Annotated in this window: 23 protein-coding genes and 1 pseudogene; 5 read left to right on the forward strand and 19 right to left on the reverse strand. The window is 32.5% G+C overall.

The window, feature by feature from the left end; all coding sequences use genetic code 11:
- Positions 1-19: 19 nt before the first annotated feature.
- From BAU27_RS28525 to BAU27_RS28540, 4 genes are all read right to left on the reverse strand, one after another.
- The gene (locus BAU27_RS28525) at positions 20-1,021 is read right to left on the reverse strand and encodes a C40 family peptidase (RefSeq protein WP_071772781.1); all 1,002 of its coding nucleotides are present in this window, start codon (positions 1,019-1,021) and stop codon (positions 20-22) included.
- 39 nt (positions 1,022-1,060) lie between these two features.
- Complete coding sequence (locus tag BAU27_RS28530) at positions 1,061-2,113, reverse strand: dipeptide epimerase (RefSeq protein WP_071772782.1); 1,053 nt, start codon at positions 2,111-2,113, stop codon at positions 1,061-1,063.
- A gap of 120 nt (positions 2,114-2,233) precedes the next feature.
- A complete protein-coding gene (locus BAU27_RS28535) occupies positions 2,234-2,560 on the reverse strand; it encodes a DUF3870 domain-containing protein (RefSeq protein ID WP_071772783.1) in 327 nt (108 codons plus the stop codon).
- A 276-nt stretch (positions 2,561-2,836) separates the two neighbouring features.
- Positions 2,837-3,193: an FtsB family cell division protein gene (locus BAU27_RS28540; RefSeq protein ID WP_071772784.1), complete on the reverse strand. Its 357-nt coding sequence runs from the start codon at positions 3,191-3,193 to the stop codon at positions 2,837-2,839.
- Between the two features lie 288 nt (positions 3,194-3,481).
- Between BAU27_RS28540 and BAU27_RS28545 the strand changes: the two genes are divergently transcribed.
- Positions 3,482-4,408 (forward strand): aldo/keto reductase, encoded by a 927-nt coding sequence (locus BAU27_RS28545; RefSeq protein WP_071772785.1) that lies wholly within the window; start codon positions 3,482-3,484, stop codon positions 4,406-4,408.
- A 47-nt stretch (positions 4,409-4,455) separates the two neighbouring features.
- On the opposite strand, the gene BAU27_RS28550 is transcribed toward BAU27_RS28545, so the two are convergent.
- From BAU27_RS28550 to BAU27_RS28590, 9 genes are all read right to left on the reverse strand, one after another.
- Positions 4,456-5,052, reverse strand: a complete 597-nt coding sequence (locus BAU27_RS28550; protein WP_071772786.1) for a DJ-1/PfpI family protein — start codon at positions 5,050-5,052, stop codon at positions 4,456-4,458.
- On the reverse strand, positions 5,049-5,540 hold the full coding sequence (locus BAU27_RS28555) for an ankyrin repeat domain-containing protein (RefSeq protein ID WP_071772787.1): 492 nt from the start codon (positions 5,538-5,540) through the stop codon (positions 5,049-5,051). Before BAU27_RS28555 ends, BAU27_RS28550 begins: the two co-directional genes overlap by 4 nt.
- A 385-nt stretch (positions 5,541-5,925) precedes the next feature.
- Positions 5,926-6,156, reverse strand: coding sequence for a hypothetical protein (locus BAU27_RS28560; RefSeq protein WP_002172334.1), 231 nt, complete (start codon positions 6,154-6,156; stop codon positions 5,926-5,928).
- A 165-nt stretch (positions 6,157-6,321) separates the two neighbouring features.
- Positions 6,322-6,822: a transglycosylase SLT domain-containing protein gene (locus BAU27_RS28565; RefSeq protein ID WP_071772788.1), complete on the reverse strand. Its 501-nt coding sequence runs from the start codon at positions 6,820-6,822 to the stop codon at positions 6,322-6,324.
- Between the two features lie 208 nt (positions 6,823-7,030).
- On the reverse strand, positions 7,031-7,246 hold the full coding sequence (locus BAU27_RS28570) for a hypothetical protein (protein ID WP_071772789.1): 216 nt from the start codon (positions 7,244-7,246) through the stop codon (positions 7,031-7,033).
- 184 nt (positions 7,247-7,430) lie between these two features.
- Entirely contained in the window at positions 7,431-7,694 is a 264-nt protein-coding gene (locus BAU27_RS28575) for a hypothetical protein (protein WP_071772838.1), read from the reverse strand.
- Between the two features lie 311 nt (positions 7,695-8,005).
- A complete protein-coding gene (locus BAU27_RS28580; RefSeq protein WP_071772790.1) occupies positions 8,006-9,802 on the reverse strand; it encodes a Xaa-Pro dipeptidyl-peptidase in 1,797 nt (598 codons plus the stop codon).
- A gap of 138 nt (positions 9,803-9,940) precedes the next feature.
- Positions 9,941-11,317: a sensor histidine kinase gene (locus BAU27_RS28585; RefSeq protein WP_071772791.1), complete on the reverse strand. Its 1,377-nt coding sequence runs from the start codon at positions 11,315-11,317 to the stop codon at positions 9,941-9,943.
- Positions 11,310-11,957, reverse strand: coding sequence for a response regulator transcription factor (locus BAU27_RS28590; RefSeq protein ID WP_071772792.1), 648 nt, complete (start codon positions 11,955-11,957; stop codon positions 11,310-11,312). Before BAU27_RS28590 ends, BAU27_RS28585 begins: the two co-directional genes overlap by 8 nt.
- Positions 11,958-12,078: 121 nt before the next feature.
- On the opposite strand from BAU27_RS28590, the gene BAU27_RS28595 reads away from it, so the two are divergent.
- Together BAU27_RS28595 and BAU27_RS28600 are read left to right on the forward strand one after the other, a co-directional pair.
- Entirely contained in the window at positions 12,079-12,495 is a 417-nt protein-coding gene (locus tag BAU27_RS28595) for a hypothetical protein (protein WP_071772793.1), read from the forward strand.
- A 286-nt stretch (positions 12,496-12,781) separates the two neighbouring features.
- Positions 12,782-13,105, forward strand: coding sequence for a hypothetical protein (locus tag BAU27_RS28600; protein ID WP_071772794.1), 324 nt, complete (start codon positions 12,782-12,784; stop codon positions 13,103-13,105).
- A gap of 139 nt (positions 13,106-13,244) precedes the next feature.
- On the opposite strand, the gene BAU27_RS28605 is transcribed toward BAU27_RS28600, so the two are convergent.
- The 5 genes and pseudogenes from BAU27_RS28605 to BAU27_RS28625 all read right to left on the reverse strand — a co-directional run bounded on the left by BAU27_RS28605 (position 13,245) and on the right by BAU27_RS28625 (position 19,461).
- Entirely contained in the window at positions 13,245-13,682 is a 438-nt protein-coding gene (locus BAU27_RS28605) for a GNAT family N-acetyltransferase (RefSeq protein WP_483295359.1), read from the reverse strand.
- A gap of 59 nt (positions 13,683-13,741) precedes the next feature.
- A complete protein-coding gene (locus BAU27_RS28610; protein WP_071772795.1) occupies positions 13,742-14,752 on the reverse strand; it encodes a phosphotransferase in 1,011 nt (336 codons plus the stop codon).
- An 88-nt stretch (positions 14,753-14,840) separates the two neighbouring features.
- A pseudogene (locus BAU27_RS33460) lies at positions 14,841-16,236 on the reverse strand (5'-methylthioadenosine/adenosylhomocysteine nucleosidase).
- 18 nt (positions 16,237-16,254) lie between these two features.
- Positions 16,255-17,859 carry a M3 family metallopeptidase gene (locus BAU27_RS28620; protein ID WP_071772796.1) on the reverse strand — a complete coding sequence of 535 codons (1,605 nt, stop codon included), beginning with the start codon at positions 17,857-17,859 and terminating at the stop codon, positions 16,255-16,257.
- 330 nt (positions 17,860-18,189) lie between these two features.
- A complete protein-coding gene (locus BAU27_RS28625) occupies positions 18,190-19,461 on the reverse strand; it encodes a helix-turn-helix domain-containing protein (protein ID WP_071772797.1) in 1,272 nt (423 codons plus the stop codon).
- 464 nt (positions 19,462-19,925) lie between these two features.
- On the opposite strand from BAU27_RS28625, the gene BAU27_RS28630 reads away from it, so the two are divergent.
- On the forward strand, positions 19,926-20,129 hold the full coding sequence (locus BAU27_RS28630) for a hypothetical protein (protein ID WP_071772798.1): 204 nt from the start codon (positions 19,926-19,928) through the stop codon (positions 20,127-20,129).
- 77 nt (positions 20,130-20,206) lie between these two features.
- Here BAU27_RS28630 and BAU27_RS28635 read toward each other — a convergent pair whose 3' ends face one another.
- Complete coding sequence (locus tag BAU27_RS28635; protein ID WP_071772799.1) at positions 20,207-21,067, reverse strand: DegV family protein; 861 nt, start codon at positions 21,065-21,067, stop codon at positions 20,207-20,209.
- Positions 21,068-21,291: 224 nt separating this feature from the next.
- Here BAU27_RS28635 and BAU27_RS28640 point away from each other — a divergent pair, with 224 nt between their 5' ends.
- Positions 21,292-21,723: a GNAT family N-acetyltransferase gene (locus BAU27_RS28640; protein WP_071772800.1), complete on the forward strand. Its 432-nt coding sequence runs from the start codon at positions 21,292-21,294 to the stop codon at positions 21,721-21,723.
- Positions 21,724-21,829 lie beyond the last annotated feature (106 nt).

A 21,829-nucleotide genomic window follows, 5' to 3' on the forward strand; every position in this document is an offset into this window, starting at 1 on the left:
ATAAAGCCCCCTATCTTTTTTAAGGTAAGTAACGACGAGCACCAGCGTATTCATCTATATATCCTGGTGTATTTAACGGGATTATTTCAACTGATCTTTCAGCTCTTGGTGAGTGAATCATATTACCATCACCAATATACATCCCAACGTGATGGACACTACCTTTCCCTTGATCATGTGCAAAGAAGATTAAGTCTCCTTTTTGTAAGTTTTCTTTATCAACAGCAACCCCCGCTCTTGATTGCGGTCCGGAATCTCGCGGTATTGTAATACCGTGCGCTTTATAAATCGTATGTGTGAATCCAGAGCAATCAAATCCAAAACCACTTGTACCAGCCCATATATACGGTAAACCTAAAAACATTTTCCCTGTGCTGATTAAATCATCGGCCGTCGGAGCCGGAATATCATCTTGAGAACGGTAAACCGTTCCATCATTTTTTCGTAGCCATGCTTTCTGTCCATTTGGCAACAATACGCGGTATGAAATTGTATCTTCACTTAGTAGCGGCAGTCGCGTATTATAGCTAACTTCAAGTGCTTTTTGTTTTTCAGAAGGATTTATATATAAAATTGCTGTCGGTTTCGTTACTAATACGAACGGTTCTTTTGTTTTATCTGCAAACTCCTGATTATACGTTAATTGTTTTTCCGGCATCCATCCCGGGTAACCTTTTTCATTTCGTGGTGTCGGTTGTCCGTGTACTAACACTTTTACCCAGTCACCTTTCTTATCAACAACCGTTACTTCTTGACCGAGTAGTGCTTGCGTTTCTAATTTATTTGCATTTGTTAACCATAGTTTCTCATCGAGCGTCATTGATTTCGTCCATTTCCATAAATCAACTGGATTTGTTGCACTCGGTGCATCAATTGGCCGTAATGAATCAGGTGCAGTCCATAACGTTGCAGCAGATACATCTATAAATGCTTTATTATCCTTCTTCTCTTCAGCATTTGCCGATGTAAACGATGAAAAAATAAATAAGGTTGTTAAAAATGCAGTCCCTACTTTTTTCATATATATCCCCCTCAAAAGATAGTTTACAAGGTACTACTTCTAAGATTGTATATTCACTACAGAATGCAGGTTTACCTTTGGACCAGTGTAAGTCATTCCTTCTGGCTCTTCTACTAACCATAACGGTGCATCGAGATCAAAGTAATGAATATTCGGATGAGCCGCAGCTAAATGTGCAACAGCGCTAACTGAAAGTGAAGATTCCATCATACTTCCAACCATACATTTCACACCTGCTGCTTCCGCAATATCCGCAATTTTCCAGGCTTCTCGAATACCACCGCATTTCATTAATTTAATATTAATCAGGTCTGCATATCCTCCTTGGACAATTTTTAATGCGTCAACCGCTGAAAACATACTTTCATCTGCCATAATAGGCGTTTGTACATTATCTTTCACATATTTTAATCCATCCCAGTCTTTCGCATGAACTGGTTGTTCTACAAATTCTATATTTAAATTTCTATTCTCCATTTCTCTAATAATAGAAACCGATTCTTTCGGTTTCCATCCTTGATTTGCATCTAAACGTAACGTTGTACTCTTTGGAATCACATTTCGAATTGCTTCTATGCGTTCCAAATCTAAATGCACCTCTTTACCCACCTTAATTTTTAATGTTTGGAATCCCTTTTCGGTATGCTTTTTCGCTTCTTTTGCCATTATTAAAGGTTCATCCACACTTACAGTAATATCAGTATAAATCTCTTTCTTTCCACCTAGTAATGCGTATAACGGTATGTTGTGAAATTGACAATATACATCGTATAAAGCCATATCTACCGCCGCTTTCGCACTTGTATTTCCTATACAGCTCATTTGAATGTGTAACAATAACGTTTGAAATTGCAGTACATCTTTATCAACTAATACAGAGCGAATTGACCCTAATATTGCTTCCTCAATCCCGTTGGCAAAATCACCTGTAATAACCGGCGTTGCTGTAGCAGCTCCTTTTCCAACAATCCCTTCATCTGTATGAATAGCCACATCTATACTTTCAATTTCCGTTACAGTACGAAGCGCTGTTTTAAACGGTGTATGAAGTTTTACGTGTCGACGTTTTACCTTCACATCAGTAATTTGCATTTTGTTCATCCTTTCGTTTTCTATAGAGTGAAACTTTAATACACGGGAGGCTTTTATTCTGCCTATTAATGCGAAATAAAAAAATCCAGCCATAAGAAAATTCTTACGGCTGGATTTTGTCTATGAATGGGTAGACAAAGCAGCGATCTGATTATATTTTTTCTGTGCATCCTTTAGCGCTACAAGTAGCGCCTTTTGTGACGAACCGAAATATCGATTTTTTATTTCTGTTACTAATGCTGGATCATTAATATTTTTATGTAGAAACAAATATTTTACAAATTGAGATGTTAATGCAATTGTCGCTGAGCAATCTGCATCTACAATTTCCCCTGTATCCTTCACAAGTACAAATGCTACAAAATAACTTTTGAACTTTTCGGTAATGGGATTATTTTGAGGTGCTTTCGCATCCCCTACGACGTAAATTGTATTTGAAGCGTACACAGCTATCTTCCTTTCTTATACGAGGATAACGGTTTTCTTAACAGACGTAAGAGCTGTTAACTCAACGTTAATCAAAAAATGTATCCGCTTACCTTGTATTATAAACAATTGACAGAATTTTAACAATATTTATTTTGACATATATTCCATAATTATGAAAATATCTTGAAACAATTAACAATGAAACTCCTTATTTTTAAAATATGCTATTACTCCCCGTACCATAACATTCATACATCAAAAAAACAGTTAGCGTTAACTAACTGTTTCATCACATTACTTCGGCAGTACGAATATTGTTTCGTTTGACTTAGAAAATTGATACTCTTTTCTCGCAAACTTTAAAATTTCGTCTTCATTATCAGCTAAATTCTCGATGTTATTCTTTAAAAAACTTTGATCTTTCTTTAAAGAAACTAGTTGGTTCTTTTGATTCGTTATTGTATCTTTTTTTTCACTTATTATTTCTTGTTGTTTCGTCAAAATATATTGAACGTACAAAGTAGTTGCAGCAATAAAAATAAACATGAATATAAATCGCCTTAATTTCTTCTTATTTATTGCTCGATTGTCATTAGGCTGTGATAGTTGCTCTGGTATATTAGGAACATTTACTCTTTTGAGTTTCCTCATTTTCAAATCCCCCTAACCCATATTTTTTCACTACCATCGGCATGATCTCTTACTAACTTAAATTCTATTCTTATAAAATAAGCTCCTTCACCAAAAAAACTCACAAATTAACCAATTAGAGATAGCGTTCGACGACATCTCTGTATTTAAAATAAAAAATTTTATTTATGCTGCTATAAAATAGTAGTTTATGTTATTCTTTTTCCTCTATTGTAGAAGACATTTTTGCACACATTACCTCCCGCTATGCATACCGATGTTATAACATGCTTACAAGGAGGGAAAACGATGCACTACCGTACATTGGGCAAAACGGGGATTACCGTTTCGGAAATTGGCTTTGGAGCGTGGGCAATTGGCGGCGATGAATGGGGACCTGTTAACGATTTACAATCTATAACTGCTATGAGAAAAGCTATCGAATGTGGCGTTAACTTTATTGATACTGCAGATGTGTATGGGTTAGGACACAGTGAGAAATTAGTGGCACAAGCAATCAAAAACCACCGTAATAATATCGTTTTATCAACAAAAGGTGGACTCATTGGACATCACTACGATCCAAATGGAGAGCCGGTTTATAATACAGCTGAAAAAGTAATTTCAGTATTCGATACTAGTTTACTCCGCCTACAAACGGACTATATAGATGTTTATTTCTGTCACCTTTGGTGGAATAAAAAAGAAGAAACGGAAGCATTTTTACATGCATTTGAAATTTTAAAAAGAGACGGAAAAGTAAGGGCGGTTGGTGTTTCAACTCATGACCTACGATATATAAAGTACTTTAATAAAAACAATGAAATTGATGTTGTACAGCTTGATTACAACATATTAAATCGAAAACCTGAAAATGATATACTTCCATACTTACAAGAGAACAATATAGGTGCTGTTATACGCGGGCCTTTAAAAATGGGGATATTGACCGGAAAATTCACAAACGAAACAACTTTTCCTGACGGAGATTTACGCAAAGATTGGCCAAAAGAAACGTGGTTTCAAGAAGATTTACAAAAAGTAGAGAAACTACGGTTGCTTTCAAATGAAAATCAGACTATAGGACAGCTAGCACTTCACTACGTCCTATCTCATCCAGCAGTATCCGTCGCAATTCCTGGTGCAAAAACAGAAAAACAGGCAAGAGAAAATGCGGCCGCGTCAAATCGCCCCCTTCTTACAGATGAAGAGTTAACATATATTCGTTCACTATAGACCAAGACCAGCAGTTGGAAATATCCACTGCTGGTCTTGGTTTACATTTAATATTTGAAATCAATATCGTATTCCATCCTTTTCGCAGTTTCTTCAGCAATCTGAGCACCTAACAAATTTTTCACAATATGAAATGACATGTTAATTCCAGCTGAAATTCCTCCAGACGTAATAATATGTCCCTCATCGACAAATTTTACATTCTCTAAAACTTCCACATTCGGAAAATCATTTCTAAAATTTTTAACACTAGCCCAATGTGTTGTCGCTTTGAGGCCATCGAGTAATCCAGCTTTCGCAAGTAAAAGCGCACCGGTACAAACAGAAGTCATTAACTTCACTTCTTTCATTTGCTGTCGGATCCAATTTATTATTATTTCATTTTTCATCTCGTTTTCTCTAGCACCTAAGCCACCAGGAATTATTAAAATATCAACTGGAGGTAAGTCTTCGATACTATAATCTGGTTGTACCTTTAATCCATTTCTTGCTGTAATCATTTCTCCATCTTGACTAACAGTATGAACTGTAAATGGTTGACCTTCACTTGTTGCTGTAACGGAAAAAACTTCAAATGGGCCGGCAAAATCTAACACTTCCACTTCATTAAAAAGAAAAATCCCTACATTCCAGTGGCTAATCATAAGCTCACTTCCTCTTGCAAATGATGTAAAAGATGCTCATGCCCTTTCTCTACAGCGATATCAAATGCAGTTTTCCCATCATTTTTCTTAGTCGTTTTATTGGCCCCATGTTCAAGAAGCAATGTAATTATATCTTCATTTCCTAATAATGCAGCTTCATGAAGTCCTGTCCAGCCACCATTTTGCACTGCATTCACATCTGATCCCTTTTCAATTAAGAAAGATACAAGTTCGATTTGTTTGTTTGCAATTGCCGCTTGAAGTGGCGTATTTTCATTTTCGTTTTTCGCTCTAATATGTATATTTGCTCCATGTTCTAAAAGGAAACTTGCTATTTCTTTCTGCCCAAAATAAGCTGCTAAATGAAGCGGTGTCCATCCATCTTCGCTATATGAATTTACAATACTTCGATCCTCGCTTATTATCTCTACTATTTTTTCTTTTTCTCCGCTTATAACTGCTTGTGTTACTGATATGATTTGTTCCATAGTGAACCTCCATTTATAAAGATGTTTTGTATTTCTCCCTTTATAAATTCTATTAATGATGGCCTATTCCTTTACTAACAAACAGTTTACATAACAATATTATTTCGTTTTTTATTATACCAATAAAAAAACAACCCCTCTAACGAATGGATTGTTTTTAAATTTCATTTTTATAATTCTTTTGATTTTTCATTGATTATTATTAAAACTAATTAAGATTAATAATAATGAAATAAAAATATGAATTCAGCAATCAGGAATTCTTTACATATCAAAATCCATTATTTACTCACATGGCAGTCTTTTTATCATTTGAAAACAAAAAATAAAATTACGCCTTACATTTGCAAAAAAGTGTGTAGCAAGACTCAAAACAGTACTCTTATCATACTAATCTATAACAATTCTGCCTTCTTCCCTTACCAGTATCTTTTAATACATACGACTTCATAACGAGTGCTGTTAATGAATCTGTTAATGTTTTATATGATAAATTCGAAAGAGCTAATAGATCGTTCGTATATAACATTCTATGCTTCTCTAATAATAATAGTACTAATCTTTCTGACGGTTTTAATGTTTCATCACTTTCTAGTATAAAATCTATATTTTTCATATTCTACTACTTACTCCTTATATAAAAAAATAATATTAGTAGCTATTTAATATAAAAATACTACATAACAAATTTGAAGATATATCGAAATAACATGCCACCCAAACGCTATTATACTATAACATATAAAAGGCATTTCCCCAAATTGGAAATGCCTTTTTATATCTATTTCTCTTTTTTATATAATGGATATGATTGTTCTAATCCTTTATTATATTTCGTATTATTATCTGTCCATTCTCCCCCTAAGTTCCCTGGCCATCCTGATGTATTAGCAACATATTTAAGTAACTCCCAATCAACCAATCCTTTTTTCACACCGCGTTTATACGATTTAACCATATTAGAAATCGCTATTGTTGCATTTATTTGGGAATCCATTAAGCTCTCTTCCGATAATTGCGCTGGTGCTAAACCAGCACGATGTAATTGAAACAGACCAAAAGATGTCCCTTTATCCCCTATCGCTTTTCGATCAAATTTTGTTTCATGATCAGCAATAGATAATGGTATCCACTCTGGAATACCATATCTCTTTGCAACTTCACTAATTTTTTGTTTATTATTTTTAATCTCTTTCTGCTTTTCATAGTTAATATAAATTACATAACTTAAAGTAACTAACGTAAATAATATGAATATATATTGTAGCGCCTTTTTCATCATTTCATCTCCTGCTTTGTATATGTTTCACTTTCTACATCTACTATAAAACTTTTATGTGACATTCATTTGACGAAATGTTTTTAATTATACTAAGTCATTACATTTTTAACTATCAATCTGAAAACTGCAATTCTTCTAAAAGACTCATTAAATACATAAAAACAGTCAGCTTTTCATGTACTATACATGAAAAGCTGACTGTTTTTCGCTACACTTTTTTATGTATATAGTATATCCCCACTATTATAAAACAAATTGAAATTATCGATAAAATTGCACCATGAATTTCATAAAATGCAGTAAAGAATTTCCCGTTTCCTCTATCCCAAATTTCTAATGAACCCGCGTAAATTGCAGAAGTTATATATGTAAGGCCGAATAGAATAACACCCGAGAGAACATAGAATGCACCAATATTTTTCATAATTAGCTCACCTCTATTAATTTTATTTGTGAATAAAACAAAAAAGACCTTTATACGTTAAAGATCTTTTTCATTTTATTTTTGTTACAAAAAACGCCAGAATCTAAAACAAAACCTCACTTTAGGATATATATAAATTGAAGACTATAAGGTTACCAGCGTCTTCTCGATTCTTCTTTTTACATTAAATGTTTCTTGCAATATGCGGTTTGCTGTAATGACTCGTTCCACCGCCACCTACTATTACGTTACCGCCTTTTTCGAAGATTAATAATTTACTTGAACCATCTGAAAGTAAAACTATTACTTCAGCATGATCACTTGTCGCTACATAGATTACATAACCACTTTTTGAAATACAAGTTTCCCAATGCTCATCAAATTCTGATCTTACAACTCGATTAGAATACACTTGATTTTCAATTCTTCCTTGTTCTTCGTTTTCCAAATTCATTCTACCTACTTCCCTAAAGTATCATTTATATTAAAATAACAGTCCTCTTTTTAATAGTGACTGGCTTTAATATAAATAGTATATGTGGTTATTAGGAGAATGCTTGGACAATGCAAGTGTAACAACATTTAAGTATTTTACGAAACTTATCTTTAATCATTACGAATACTTCTTTAATACTCAAATTTTGTTTCTAAAATAATACAAAAATAACTGAAACATTTATTTATGAAATATCACTAAACAGAGCCACTAAATATAAAAGAGCTTACAGTAGTAAGCTCTTCAAACTCATTAATAAATCTTTACTTTACAATAGGCAATGTCACTTCACTCAATTTCACAGTTAGCTTTGTTCCTGCTTTCGGTCTAATTGTATAATCGTAGTCACTTGCGATTAAAACGACTCCTATTTGATGTCCTGCTTTAAATACGTAATCATCCGGCTGCATGTCCCATGTGAATGTGTAATCTTTACCAGGTTGAATCGCCGTTGAATTATTTATACTATTCAAGTTTTGTGGATCCATCCAACCTCTCGTTACAATTTCAGGCTTTGCTCCGCCGTAATCAACGAGTAATGCTGTTAAATTTGATACAGACCGATCAATATTCCCTTTAAATGAAATCTTCGGCGTGCCGCTTATTCGCATATCATTTTGCAGTACAGGCATTGTATATACTAATCGATTTGCTACTTCTAGCTCTGGGTTTTCTACTAATTGATTCGATTTTATTTTTGCATCATCTACAAATGAGAAAACGTTGTTTACTGATCCCGTACTTAATGGTAGATTGACTGCTTTATTACTTAAATACATACGAATTTTTGATGGTACAGCCGCTGGATCTGGCCAATTTTTTATTTTTTGCCACGTTTTATTTTCACGTTGCACATCAACCATCGGTTCATCCATAATTCCATTTTCAATTCCATATAACCAATAATCGAACCATTTATTTTGCGTTTGCTGCCAGTTATTACTTGTTGTCCCACCATGTCCCCCTTGGTGTAACCACATTTTACGAGGAACATTATTTTCACCAAGAGCTTCCCACCACTGTGCAAACTGCTTCGTTTTTACATTCCAATCATTTAGCCCGTGAACAACAAACACACTAGCCTTCACATTTTTAGCATCTTTTACATAGTTACGCTTATCCCAAAAGTCGTTATAATCGCCTGTTTTACGATCTTGTCCAGCAGTAAGTTCTTTAATGACCTGCCCGCAAACTTCAGGGTTCTTTCTTGTCAGTACTGCTTCAGCCATATTATCTGTATCTTCTCCTTGATAACCTCCCGGCGCAATAACCGCCCCATTTGCACTATAATAATCGTACCAACTACTAATCGCTGCGATTGGAATAATTGTTTTTAACCCTTCCACTCCAGTCGTTGCGACAGCATTTGGCAATGTCCCATTATAAGAAGCTCCTGTCATTCCTACATTTCCTGTAGACCAATTTGCATTTACTTCCTTGCCATCCTCTGTATATGCTTTTGCACGACCATTCACCCAATCAATAACAGACTTAGTTCCTAGTATTTCTTGCTCATCTCCAGTGGTCGGACATCCATCTGATTTCCCAGTTCCGATACTTTCACCTAAAATGACTGCATATCCTCTCGGAACGTAATAATTTCCGTATGAACCAAGATTAACAGCTCCATACGGTTTTCCTCCATATGCATTCAATTCTTCATCAACATTATAAACAGGGACATCTTTTAAACCAGCTCGATATGGACTCATTTCATAAATAACGGGGACTTTCACATCTGGATTCGTCTTTGGACGCAAAACTTTTACTGATACACGATCTTTTTTACCATCTCGATCACTATCAACTTCTGTCTCTACAAATAGATTTTCTACGATGGCTTCATCAAGTGAATAGATTGGTTTCGTCATCCCATTTTCTAATTCAATTTTCGTGTTTGACATTAAAGCCTCTGAAATTTGACCATTTAACATAACATTTTTGTCTTTTACAGAGCTCTCTTCATTATTTTCTGCATGTGCAGTCATACTAGAAACTCCTGAAGTAATTGTTAAAGATAATATAGTCGATAGTGTAATTGCTATTTTCTTTTTCTTCATACCCTTCCCTCCCCATATATTCCTTCTCTTACTATACATCAAAAACACAGAAAATTCAGTCTATATTTTATATAAACAGTTGAGAAATTTGTAGAACTATCAAATCTTTTCATATAAAAGAAAAGGAACTAATAACAATTAGTTCCTTTCTATATACATATAAAACTGTATTTCCCCATCTACTACCGAAACCCCGTATTCAAATCCCTGCCTTTCTAAAATACTTTTTACTATCGCTAGTCCTAATCCTGTACCTGATTTTTCTTTACTTCTCGAAGACTCTAAAACGTAAAAAGGTTCCCAAATTTTATCGATATCTTTAATTTGTTCAGCATCAATACCGTTTTGAATACTAAAATATACACCTTCTATTCTCTCTTCTAAATTAATTTTTACATTTTGATTCGTTGTATATTTAATTGCATTAGAAATAAAGTTTTGAAACACCATTCCCATTTTATTTACATCCGCATAAACAATCGAATCACCCGCATTGTATTTCACTCGCAACTTAATTTCTTTCGACTCCAATTCAATCTTATGCTTATCTATTATACTTTGGACTAGTGGTTCAATAGGGAATTCTTCTTTTTGTAAACTATCTCTTTCTAATTTGGAAAATCGTAATAGTTCTTCTATTAAGTTTGATATTTGATCTGTTTGTTTAATGATGGTATGTAAGTACGTACCATCATCTAAACCGTCTTTTATTCCGATAGAGTATGCTTTTACTAATGCAATTGGTGTTTTTAATTCATGGGTAACATCACCCATGAATCGTTTTAAATGTTCATTCCGATCTGTTAAATCTTGATGTGCCTCATGTAACTTATCACTCATAATATTGATACTATTGGCTAAGTCGCCTATTTCATCATTCGTTTTCACTTTCGTTCGTTTAAACTGCAAACGTGAAATATCTTGAGCTACATCACTTAGCTCTTTCAGTGGAGTCGTTATTATTTTTGAAAGTATCCAAACAAGTAAAATAATAAGTAGGAGTGAGAAACAAAAAATGTATAAATAAAATGTATTTAACGTTTTTATAATTTCGTTAGAATGTGCAATAGAAGTTCCCATTAAAATTAACGAATCATCTTTCGCAATATATTTAGCAAAAAAGCTGGCTTTTAACTTCTCTTGGTCATACAGTTTATTCGATTGCCCTTCTATTTTCACTTTTAGTACTTCGTCTTTCGTAATCCAAAGTTTATTTAACGTTACTTTCTTTTTCGTAAGCTGCATGCGTAACGCTTCATTCATATCATCTTCTGACTGATTGATTGGTGTATATACAATTGTAACGTTATTTTCACTTTCGATTGTATGAATAACTTCTTCAAAATCTTTAACTGATGCATTTTGTATTTGCGTTGTAAATTCATCCATGTTCTCACGTGTTTTGTAAATATGATATTTCGGTAAAAGATAGTTGATTAATAATAATGAGATCGTAAAAATTAGAATGACCGTTAGAGAAATGCTGAGAAATAGCTTTTTTCCGAGTTTATTCACCTTGTTCCTCCAAACTATATCCGAGCCCCCGGTGCGTCTTTATAACATTCTCCCCTATTTTCTTACGCAATCTTCTTACATGCGTATCAACCGTTCGCTCTTCCCCAAAATAGTCAAATCCCCATACGATATCTAACAGCTTTTTACGAGTTAAAATCATTCCTTTATGTTGCAAAAAGCACTTTATTAACTGTAGTTCTGTTTTTGTAATTTCTAACTCTATATCATTTTTAAACACTTTATTTTTCGCGAAATTGATCTTAACATCTTGCACTTGAATTACATCATCATGCTGTACAAGTTTTTTAGCTCGAGTAATTAGTACCCCTGGATGAAATGGCTTTTTTACGTATTCATCTGCCCCACTGTGAAACGCAGCTAATTCGTCTTCACTTTCACTTTTTGCCGTAAGCATTAACACTTTTACACTTGAATTCTTTTTTATTTCCTGACAGACTTCAATACCACTCTGTTTCGGCATCATCCAATCTAATATAGCTAAATCTACTCTCACATCATAAAAAATTTGAAGTGCTTCTTCCCCGTCTTTCGCTAACAAAACCTCAAAGCCTTCTTTTTCAAAATAAGCTTTTAATATTTTTAACATATCTTGTTCATCATCTGCGATTAATACTTTCATGCTTATTCCTCCATTACTTTTAAGCAAAAACCAATTGTATCATACAACTTCTTTGTTACATGAATGTGACAGAAAAATATTTATAGCATCTGAGGGCATAGTAATGATGAGGTGTTGTATTATGTTTAAAAAAATCGGGGTCATTACTTTTCTGTTTTTCTTATTATCAACAAATGCTTTTGCAAATATAAATAAACAAATTGAAGTGTTTGATTGTCAAAAAGAAAAGGTCGTTCAAAAACAATCTTTAGATTCAGCGATTGAAAAAGATGCAGTCCAATACGCTAAAGCAATCACTGGTCCATTTAAAAACTTAAACGTCGTTCCGAAAGATGGTCATATGATAAAGATTCCTTTAACTAAACCAGTTTCTATTACAAATCAATGGTTACATTCAACGATTGATGAAGTACTTATTTTACTTCCTCTTAATGAAAAACCTTATATTATGCTTTACGATGATGAAAATAATCCTCATTTTTATTATGTGAAAGGTAATCCAAAAGTTTTATTGAACAAAATGAATGTTAGAATGTAATTAACTGCAGAGAAGTTACCTCACAAACTGAATTTTAGTTGCTGAGGTTCTTTTTTTTATAATATTAATTCGGTAAATGAAATTATAAGAACGTTGATTTCGATATTCAAATCTCAAAAGTGACAGCTACTTTTATTCGCAGGTAAGCCGTTATCTGTAGTTTTTAAACTCATCTAAAACCCTCACTTTTTTAAGTTTCAAATACTTATATAATGATTTAATTGCCCACACTGATTTGTTGGACAAGCATAAAATAAATTAAATCTATTATAAAGGAGAAAAAAATATGAAACACCATCGTATACTTATATGTAAACTCATCTCATTTGATGGGACAACACTGACTGGTGTCATTAAAAATGGTATTACGCTGACTGCTACTGTAATATCTAAAACAATTTATCATGTGGCAAACCTCAATCAATATATCCCTACTGATCCAGTCCTTCCACTAATCGCGTCCTATAATAAAGCTGTTAGATCAGGTAAAAGCACCATTATTTTAAATGCCTTAACGCAGCTAGCAAACGCTGGAGCAAATGTACAAGTTCGTTTGGAACCTTATAGCACTATCATAACTTCCTTTCGCCCTACATCCTCAATAATATAGATTGGATTGCTTCACTACTGAACATAGAAGCCGCTTCGATGGAAACTATTCTAATTCCCCTCAGAGATCATCAAAATATAGCGATTCACCAACAAAAATCAACAACTAAAGTAGCTGTCCAAAATTTTTCTTTGGACAGCTACTCCTGTAATACTTTATAATGACTAGAGCCTTTATACATGTTCCCTCTTACAAATCCATTTGCCATATAGAACGCATTACCCTGTTTTGTATCTGTATGTAAAACAACAATTTGAAAGTATTTTTCCGCATGACTTAATAGCCGATTTAATAATAAGTTCCCTAACCCTGTACGCCGATAGTCCTTTGAAATGTAAAATCTTCTTAACCGACCAATCTTATTATCTTCTGTGTACGGATCTTGATTTAGGCCTCCAATCCCAATTAACATTCCCTCTTGAAAAACACCGTATAAACATTCACCAGTTTTATTAAATGTATTTATTTCGGTTTCATATTCATTTACTAATTTGGTTAAGAAGTTAAAGCCTTCTTCTTTACTTTCTTGGACAAGGTGATTAATCTCATATTTTAATACATCTTTAAATTTCTTCATTTGTATTTCTTTCAGCTTTGCCACCTACTCCTTTTTTAAAAATTTATTTGAACGTTTCCTTATTCATTATTTAACCAATTCAATAGTTTAGGAATTGTCACTGCATAAAGATGGATTTCATTTAATGTTGTAGTCACTTGAGCCGTTCCTAGTTTTTGCTCCTCTTCATCTGTACATTCGATCCTTAACGAGCGCTTTAAATTATACTCTAGCCACCCTAACTTCCCTAAGAATCCTGTTGCTAATACAGTTTCCCAGTTCGCATGTAGTGCACCAAAATTCTTTTTATAGCCACTTATAAAAGAAGCGAATCTTTGTTTATTCAGTTTACCTTGTTCATTTTTTGACCAATAGATTGCGGTTTCTATTAAATCCTGCATCGGATTTATATAACCAGCTGATTCCCAATCGATAACTAATGGTTTATTACGATTCCACATTACATTCTTAGGATCTAAGTCTCTATGACTAATTACCGTAGTTGCTGATAGCATTTTAGATGCTTCATTCGCGACTGCATTCCATTTTTTAAGATTTTCATAGTTTTTTGAGAATAACTTATACCATTCCAAATGTTCTTTGTTACCTCTTACTAAGTAATAGTTCCAATCAATTAATTGGTCGTTTTCAAACGCATCATTGGTTATATCTAACTTTGTAAAATCAGTTTTATGTATTTCTGCAAGTATTTCACCTATCTTTTCACATTGAGTATTATTTATTTCATCGTCTTCCAATCTTTTACCTTCCACCCAATCAAATACAAGATAAAATTGATTATTAATTTTAAGCACGGAATCTCCATTGATTTTTTTAGCTGGAAGAGCTGGTACCTTTTTCGATATGAGAGTAGCTACTTTTTCTGAATGTATATAGTTTTGCATCGCCGTCGTTCTAATCATAATTTGTGGATTTAAAAGTTTTATCGCATACTTTCCTTTTGTCGTTTCAATTGCATACATCTGATGCAAAAGACCACCACATATAGATTTAGGAGGACTTAACAACTCTCCAAGGACAGCTTGTTTACATATCTCTTCAAATTCAAATCGATATTCTATACTATCCATTCTTCTCACCTACTAATCTAAAATTATTTGATTAATACTAAGAAAAAATGCTCTGAAATATTAGAGCATTTTTTCTTAATGAAATGTTTCAATTCACTTCTTTTACTTTCTTTAGTTCAGGTACTATCCCCTTCAATTCCATCAAATCATCTATTACTATATCCGCATAAGCAAGTTCATCTTCTTGTGCAAAATCAAAATTGCATCCAATTGCGATTAAACCGTTATCTTTCGCTGCATTTATATCAGATAGTCGGTCACCAACTACTGCTGCCTCTTTTATATCATATTTATTCAAAATACTTTTTACTAAGTCGCTTTTATTAAGTGAGTTTATTTGTTCAATACTAAATGTTTCAGTAACCCATTGGTCCAACGCATAATAAGATACGATTGCTCGTAAGTATTCAGTTAAACCATTACTAGCAATATAAATTGAACAATTATTTTCTTTTATATATGTAAAAATTTCTTTTACGTTCGGATATAAAGCACCTTTTCCGCTTTTGATGTTTTCAATTAATCTTTCTAAAAAATATGCATCTGTTTGTTCTCTTACTTCAAGAGAATGATTCGGTAATAAAGCTTCCCAAACTTTCGGCAAAGGCACACCCATGATTTCACGGTACTTATCAATTGGTGTTACTGTATCCCATAGTTGTAGTGATCTTAAGTGATCAAAAGTATCATCTAACGATAATTCTAATATTTTATCTGTTTGAAATAACGTTCCGTCCATATCAAAAATTAATGCTTGTAACATTTCATTCTCTCCTTTTGAATTATAATACAGTTTTACTTGATTTATTTTTAAGCATCTCAACAATAATTTCTGAACAATAATTCGCTGCAGTTTTCGCGAAGTCATCATAAGAAATTTGAGCTTCATCATCTGCGCTGTCTGAAATACATCTTATAACGAGAAATGGAACTTCATTTATGTAGGCAACGTGTCCAATCGCTGCACCTTCCATTTCTGTACAATGCGGTGCATATTCGTCTATTAACTTTGCTTTTAGTTTGGAATCCTCAACAAAACATTCACCGCTTACAATTCTTCCTTCATGAATCTCCATATGTAAACTACTACTATTGCATGCAATACGTGCTAACTCTATTAATTCCTTACTTGCGATAAATTCTTCTTGGAACGGGAATAAGTTTTTCATTTGAGTTTTACTTACATCATGATGGGTAACATTCGTTGAAATAACTACACCACCAACTTTTACATCCGGATGTAATCCGCCAGCAATACCCGTATTGATGATAGCATCTACATCAAATTTATAAATTAACGTTTGCGTACATGCAGCTGCATTTACTTTCCCTACACCACATCTTGTAACAATCACTTCGGTTCCCATGAATTCTCCAACGTAAAATGGCATTCCTGCAATTGTCTGTTGCTCTTGTATAACTAGTTTTTCTAAAAGTAAGTCTATTTCGATTTGCATTGCTCCGATAATACCGATTCTGTTCATGTATGTAGTCCCCTTTATCTATTTGCGCTCCCCCTGCATAAGTTGCAAATATTCATCAATATCTTTATTTATTTGTATAAAAGCTTTATTCCAAAACTCATAATTTGTTAAATCCATTTCAAAATGTATTTTCATAAGTTCTTCAACTGGAGCTTTTCCCGTTTCTCGCAAAAATTCTTTATACCTCCAATGAAATTCCCTTTTATTTTCTTTCGCTAATTCTAGTAAACTAAAACTTACTAAATAACCAAATGTGTATGGATAATTATAAAAAGGAACATCTGCTATATAAAACTGAACATATTTCATCCAAACAAACGGCTGATATTCTGATAATGCATTCCCGTATGCTTTTTCTTGCGCTTCTATAGATAATTTCTCGATTTCATCAGCACTTAAAGGGCCTTCTTTTCTTCTTTCATAATAACTCTTTTCAAATTGGCATGATGCACGAATTGCCATTACATAATTAAAACTGTTCCTTATTTTCCAACTAAGCAATGACTTTTTCATATCTATACTATCTGTTGTTTGAATTAGATAATTTATGAGCACGGTTTCAAAGAAAATAGACGCTGATTCAGCCGTACTCATTGGCAAATAATCATCTAAAAAAGAAGTAGATTGTTCAAAACCCATATTATAAAAATGCCAAGCATGTCCTAATTCATGGGCAAGTACTCTTACACTATCAATACTTCCGTCATAACGCATAGAGATTCGAGATTCGTTCTCACTGAAAAAAGGAGCACAAAATCCACCTGAAGGTTTATTCTCTCTCGGTTCAGCATCTACCCAACCATTTTCTATCGCATTACGTGCAAATTCTGCTAATTCTTCATCTATATTTTTTAATGCATCGTATATGTTTTGTACTGCTACCGAAAAAGGAATAATAGCCTCATTATTTTCCTTTACTGTCATAAGTTCATGCCATGTAATTGAAGCTTGCCCTTTCTTATATACATTTAAAACACTTACTAATTTATCAAGATTTTCTTCTGTCGCATTCCACATTTGTAATAATACTGTTTCTGAAATACCATTCGCATGAAGAGATTGCGTTAAAATCTCTCTATCTTCTAATTCATTACTCTTTGTATTGCGCAATTTCCCTATTTGATTTAATACAGTAGCAAAGATTTCTTTTTCCTTATTTAATGCGTTTGTTAGTAACTCGAAGACTTCTAATCTTTCCTTTTCATTATCACTATTCATTGCAATATTATTTGCTTGTCCAAATGAAAATTGCTTATTATTGTACTCTATTTCTAACCTATTCCTTAATTGTATGTACATATTTTCCCATGCACTTAGTTCGTCTTTTATTAACGTAGTATTAATAATATCAGCAGTTTCCGCTTTACTTTGTTGTATTACTTGCTGTACTTCACTTTTCAGTTCCTTTACCTTCACAGTCAATATAGTATTGTCAGATGAAACGTTTTCTTCAGCCGATCGACAATACAAATAGTATTCTGCTTTTTCAATAGCTTGTATAAATTTTGAAAGAATCTCTATATCTCTTGTTACAAAATATTGTTCTTTCAACTCCAATATTGGTACTAGAATATCCTCATTCGAATACAATCGATCTAAATCCCACTTAGCAATTTCATGCATTTTTATAGCCGCCTCCTATTTTTACAAATAGTTACAGATATTTATCCCTACACAATTATATATGAAACGATAAAAATTTAATATCTTTAAATATTTAGATTTCTATTAACACATTCTTATTTATACTCATTTCTTCTGCTACTAAAACGCAAATAGCATAAACAGATGAATGGTATTGCTACTGGAAAAAGTATTAATTTCCAATAAAAGGAAAAACCGCCATATCAAACAGTAATTATAGAATGGCAATAAAAAAGGTTATCCAAAAAGTATAGAATATACTTTTTGGATAACCTTTTACAATTTATAAGAATTTTTGACTAAACTTCTTTATAAATCCATTTTATTTTCAACTGATATTTTATAAAATTTCGCAGATAATTTATAAGAGCGATTTTCATTATAAAAGTTACCTAGTTCATAGGAAAGTTCAGCAACTAAGCGATGTTGTTTTTTTTCTAATCCCACTTCAATTGCTTTTTGCATATTTTTCTCATATTCATAATAATCCCCACGTATTTTGAATACTTTAGCTTTCAAACCATATAGTTGGACAAATGCAATTGGCACATCATAAATCGATAAAAAATGAAATGCTTCATTCATAGCCTTATTAACATTTTCCCAATCTTTAAGTTCTATGTAAATCTCCAACATGTTTCGTAACGCATATACTTTTTGATCTTTCTGTGATAAAAATTCACTTAATTCCAAAGTTTTTTCGTAGTATTTAATGGCATTCGTATAGTCTTTCAAACCTTGATAAATTTTACCGTAATCATATGAAATGATAGGTAAATACTTTGAATCACCATTAGTAGCCAAACTATTTTCTACTTGCTGTAAAATTTCAAGTGCCTTTTCATATAACTCATCCATAATATACAATATTGCAAGCATTAAAAGTGTATTTATTACGTTTTTCTGCATACCATTTTTTCTGTATATGTTGTAAGCTTTTAAGGCATACAAACGACTAATACTTTTATCTTTATAAAGCTCCTTATATACATGACATAAATTATAGTATATATGACCATGTTGTTCAGTTTCTTCTGCACCAAGTAAACTCTCAGCCTGTACATAAATATCATGAGCAGCACTGTAGTCTTGTTTATTATAAAAATATAAACCTCGAGCTTTTAAATAATAAATATAATCTTCAGGATCTTGCATTTCGACCTGACTTGGTATCATTTGCGAAGCTTGATCTATAAGCGACTTCACATATAACACGTTTTTTTGTCGGGCATGATAGTATATAAGTACACCATATCCCTTTAGTAATAAAGGGATTGAATCTACTTCACGAACGTATAATTCTAACAAAGATAAGTCAGCTTCTGTAATACTTTTATCTTTTTTATATTTATTACATATTTTAAAAATAGTAAGCTGTATCTCCTCGTAATTTCCATTTATAAGATAATCGCTCTTTACTTCTAACTTCTTAGAAACCTTTTTTATAAAAGAAGATGACGGTTTTATTTTTCCACTTTCTATTCTACTTAAATATGTTATTGAACATATTCCTGATACGAGCTCCCCCTGTGTTAATCCTTTATGCATTCGAACATGGCGAATACGTTCCCCTATTTCCATCTTTTTACTCTCCCTGTTTAACCATTTTATACTTTTTGCTAAATAAGTCATTATGTATTTCTTAATCTTTCATACTAAATAAAATGTATAATTTCACAAATGTAAAAAAATGTATCAACCATATTAATTTTACATTCATATTATGATTATTTCTAGATAGCTTGTTAAATTTAATAGTTAAAATTTGGGGTTTTCGTCCATTTTTTTTATGTGATTTTACTACTTGTTATTAACAAACACAGCATCATATACTTGAATTACGATAAACTTAATGAAAAGGATTTAACTACATGTAAACTATCATTCTTAAAATAGATCGAATGGTTAATTACATTTACCTATTACATGGAAGACATCTATTGTAAATGAAAATAAATTAATTGAACTTAATAGATGAATTATCAATATTACATCCTAGAAATTAGTTTGTCGAATTATTTAGTAAATATGAAAGGATGACAAATATGATTGTAAAAACAAAAAAAGATTCAACACGAAAAATAGCAAGATATGTTGGAGGCGCTGCTACTCTTTTATTGCTAGCATCCTTCCTTTATCAGTGGAACAATGATTTAGTAGTTGATGATACTGAAATATTTGGTTTCATGCTAGCCTTCACTTGTTTCCTATCTACCTTCATACCTACTAAAAAGAAAGTTACTAACTAATATAAAATTACATATTTTTCATCCACATAAAACAATTATATTAGAATTAAAAAAGGATTGATCAAAAGATCAATCCTTTACTCTACTTCATTTAAGAAAAATAACGTTATAACGCCAGGACCTGTATGTGCACCGATTGCTGCACCAATTGTATTTACAATAAATACTTCACAGCCAAATCTTTCTGTAATTAATGCTTTTAATGCTTCAGCTGTTTCTAAATCGTCACCGTGAGTCATACCGATTGTTTGACCTTTAAGATCTTTTCCGCGCTCTTCCATAATATCTACAATTCGGCCAAGTACTTTCTTTTTCCCTCTTACCTTTTCAAGTGGTACAAGTTTTCCTTCTTCTACGTTTAAGATCGGCTTAATGTTTAGTAAACCACCGATAAAACCTGCTACTTTACTTAAACGTCCACCTCTAACAAGGTACTGTAAGTCAGCTACAGTGAAGATATGTTCCATATGGTTCATTAGAAAATCAACACGTTTTAAAATATCTTCTTTTGCTGCGCCTTCTTTTGCCATTTTAGCAGCTTCTAAAACGACAAGCCCTTGACCAAGCGAAGCACATTTCGTATCGATAATTTCTAAATCTAAGTCAGCATATGTTTCTTTTACTTCTTCTTTAATGAGGACTGATGATTGATATGTACCAGACAGTTCAGATGAAAAAGCTAAATATATACAAGGATTTCCTTCTTTTGCATAGGAAACAAACTTTTCTTGGAATGTCTCAAGTGAAGGCAATGATGTTCTATAAGTAGCGCCTTCTCTCATGTTTTGCAATAATGTAACTGAATTTAATGTAACTCCATCTAAATACTCTGTTTCTGCTTCATCATATACACGGAGTGGAATTAAATCAATATCATATGCCTGCAGCAATTCTACCGGTAAATCCGCCGCACTATCCGTAATGATTTTAACACCCATTTTTAAACCTCTATTCTGTTATAAATATAAAATAATAAAATATAAAATAGTACTTTTAAATTATATACGTAAAACTTAAATGAAGAAAGGAAAACACTTTATATTGTATGCACTATTCTTCAAAACTTGAACTGCAAATAAAAATGATTTCATTTTAACCTCTTTTTACAACTTATTACACTGTGTATAATGAGAATATTACATTTTTCTGAGGGAGGATACATATGAGTATTCAACTAGCTACATCTAATGATTTAGAATGGATTAATAATCACTATGAATCGATAGGATTTGTACCAAGTGATTTAACACGAGACACAGTTGCGATCGTTACATATCACAACGAGTATGCAGGTGTTGGACGATTAGTCCAAATAGATGAAGATACTATTGAAATGGGTGGGATTTTTATTCTCCCTAAATTCAGGGGTCTACAATTAGCTGGAGAACTTGTCTCATTTTTAGTACAAACTGCGAAAAAATTGCAAATACAAAATGTGTATTGTCTTCCTTTTGAAGAACTAGAAAGTTTTTATAAAAAATATGGCTTTACTGAAGTTAATACTACGAAAGAAGTTGTCCACCCAATTATTCTAAAAAAATATAATTGGTGTTTGGAAAATTACGATAAACATGTTTTACTATTTAAGTTATGAGTTTTCTAAAATAGGATTTAACACTGTGTATTTCACCACATGTTTTAACATAGATTGATCACCTTTCACATAGTTAATTAACGTATTTTTAATCACTTCATTGGTA

It is taken from the genome of Bacillus sp. NH11B (genome assembly GCF_001884205.1).
GTDB classification, from domain to species: Bacteria; Bacillota; Bacilli; order Bacillales; family Bacillaceae_G; genus Bacillus_A; species Bacillus_A proteolyticus.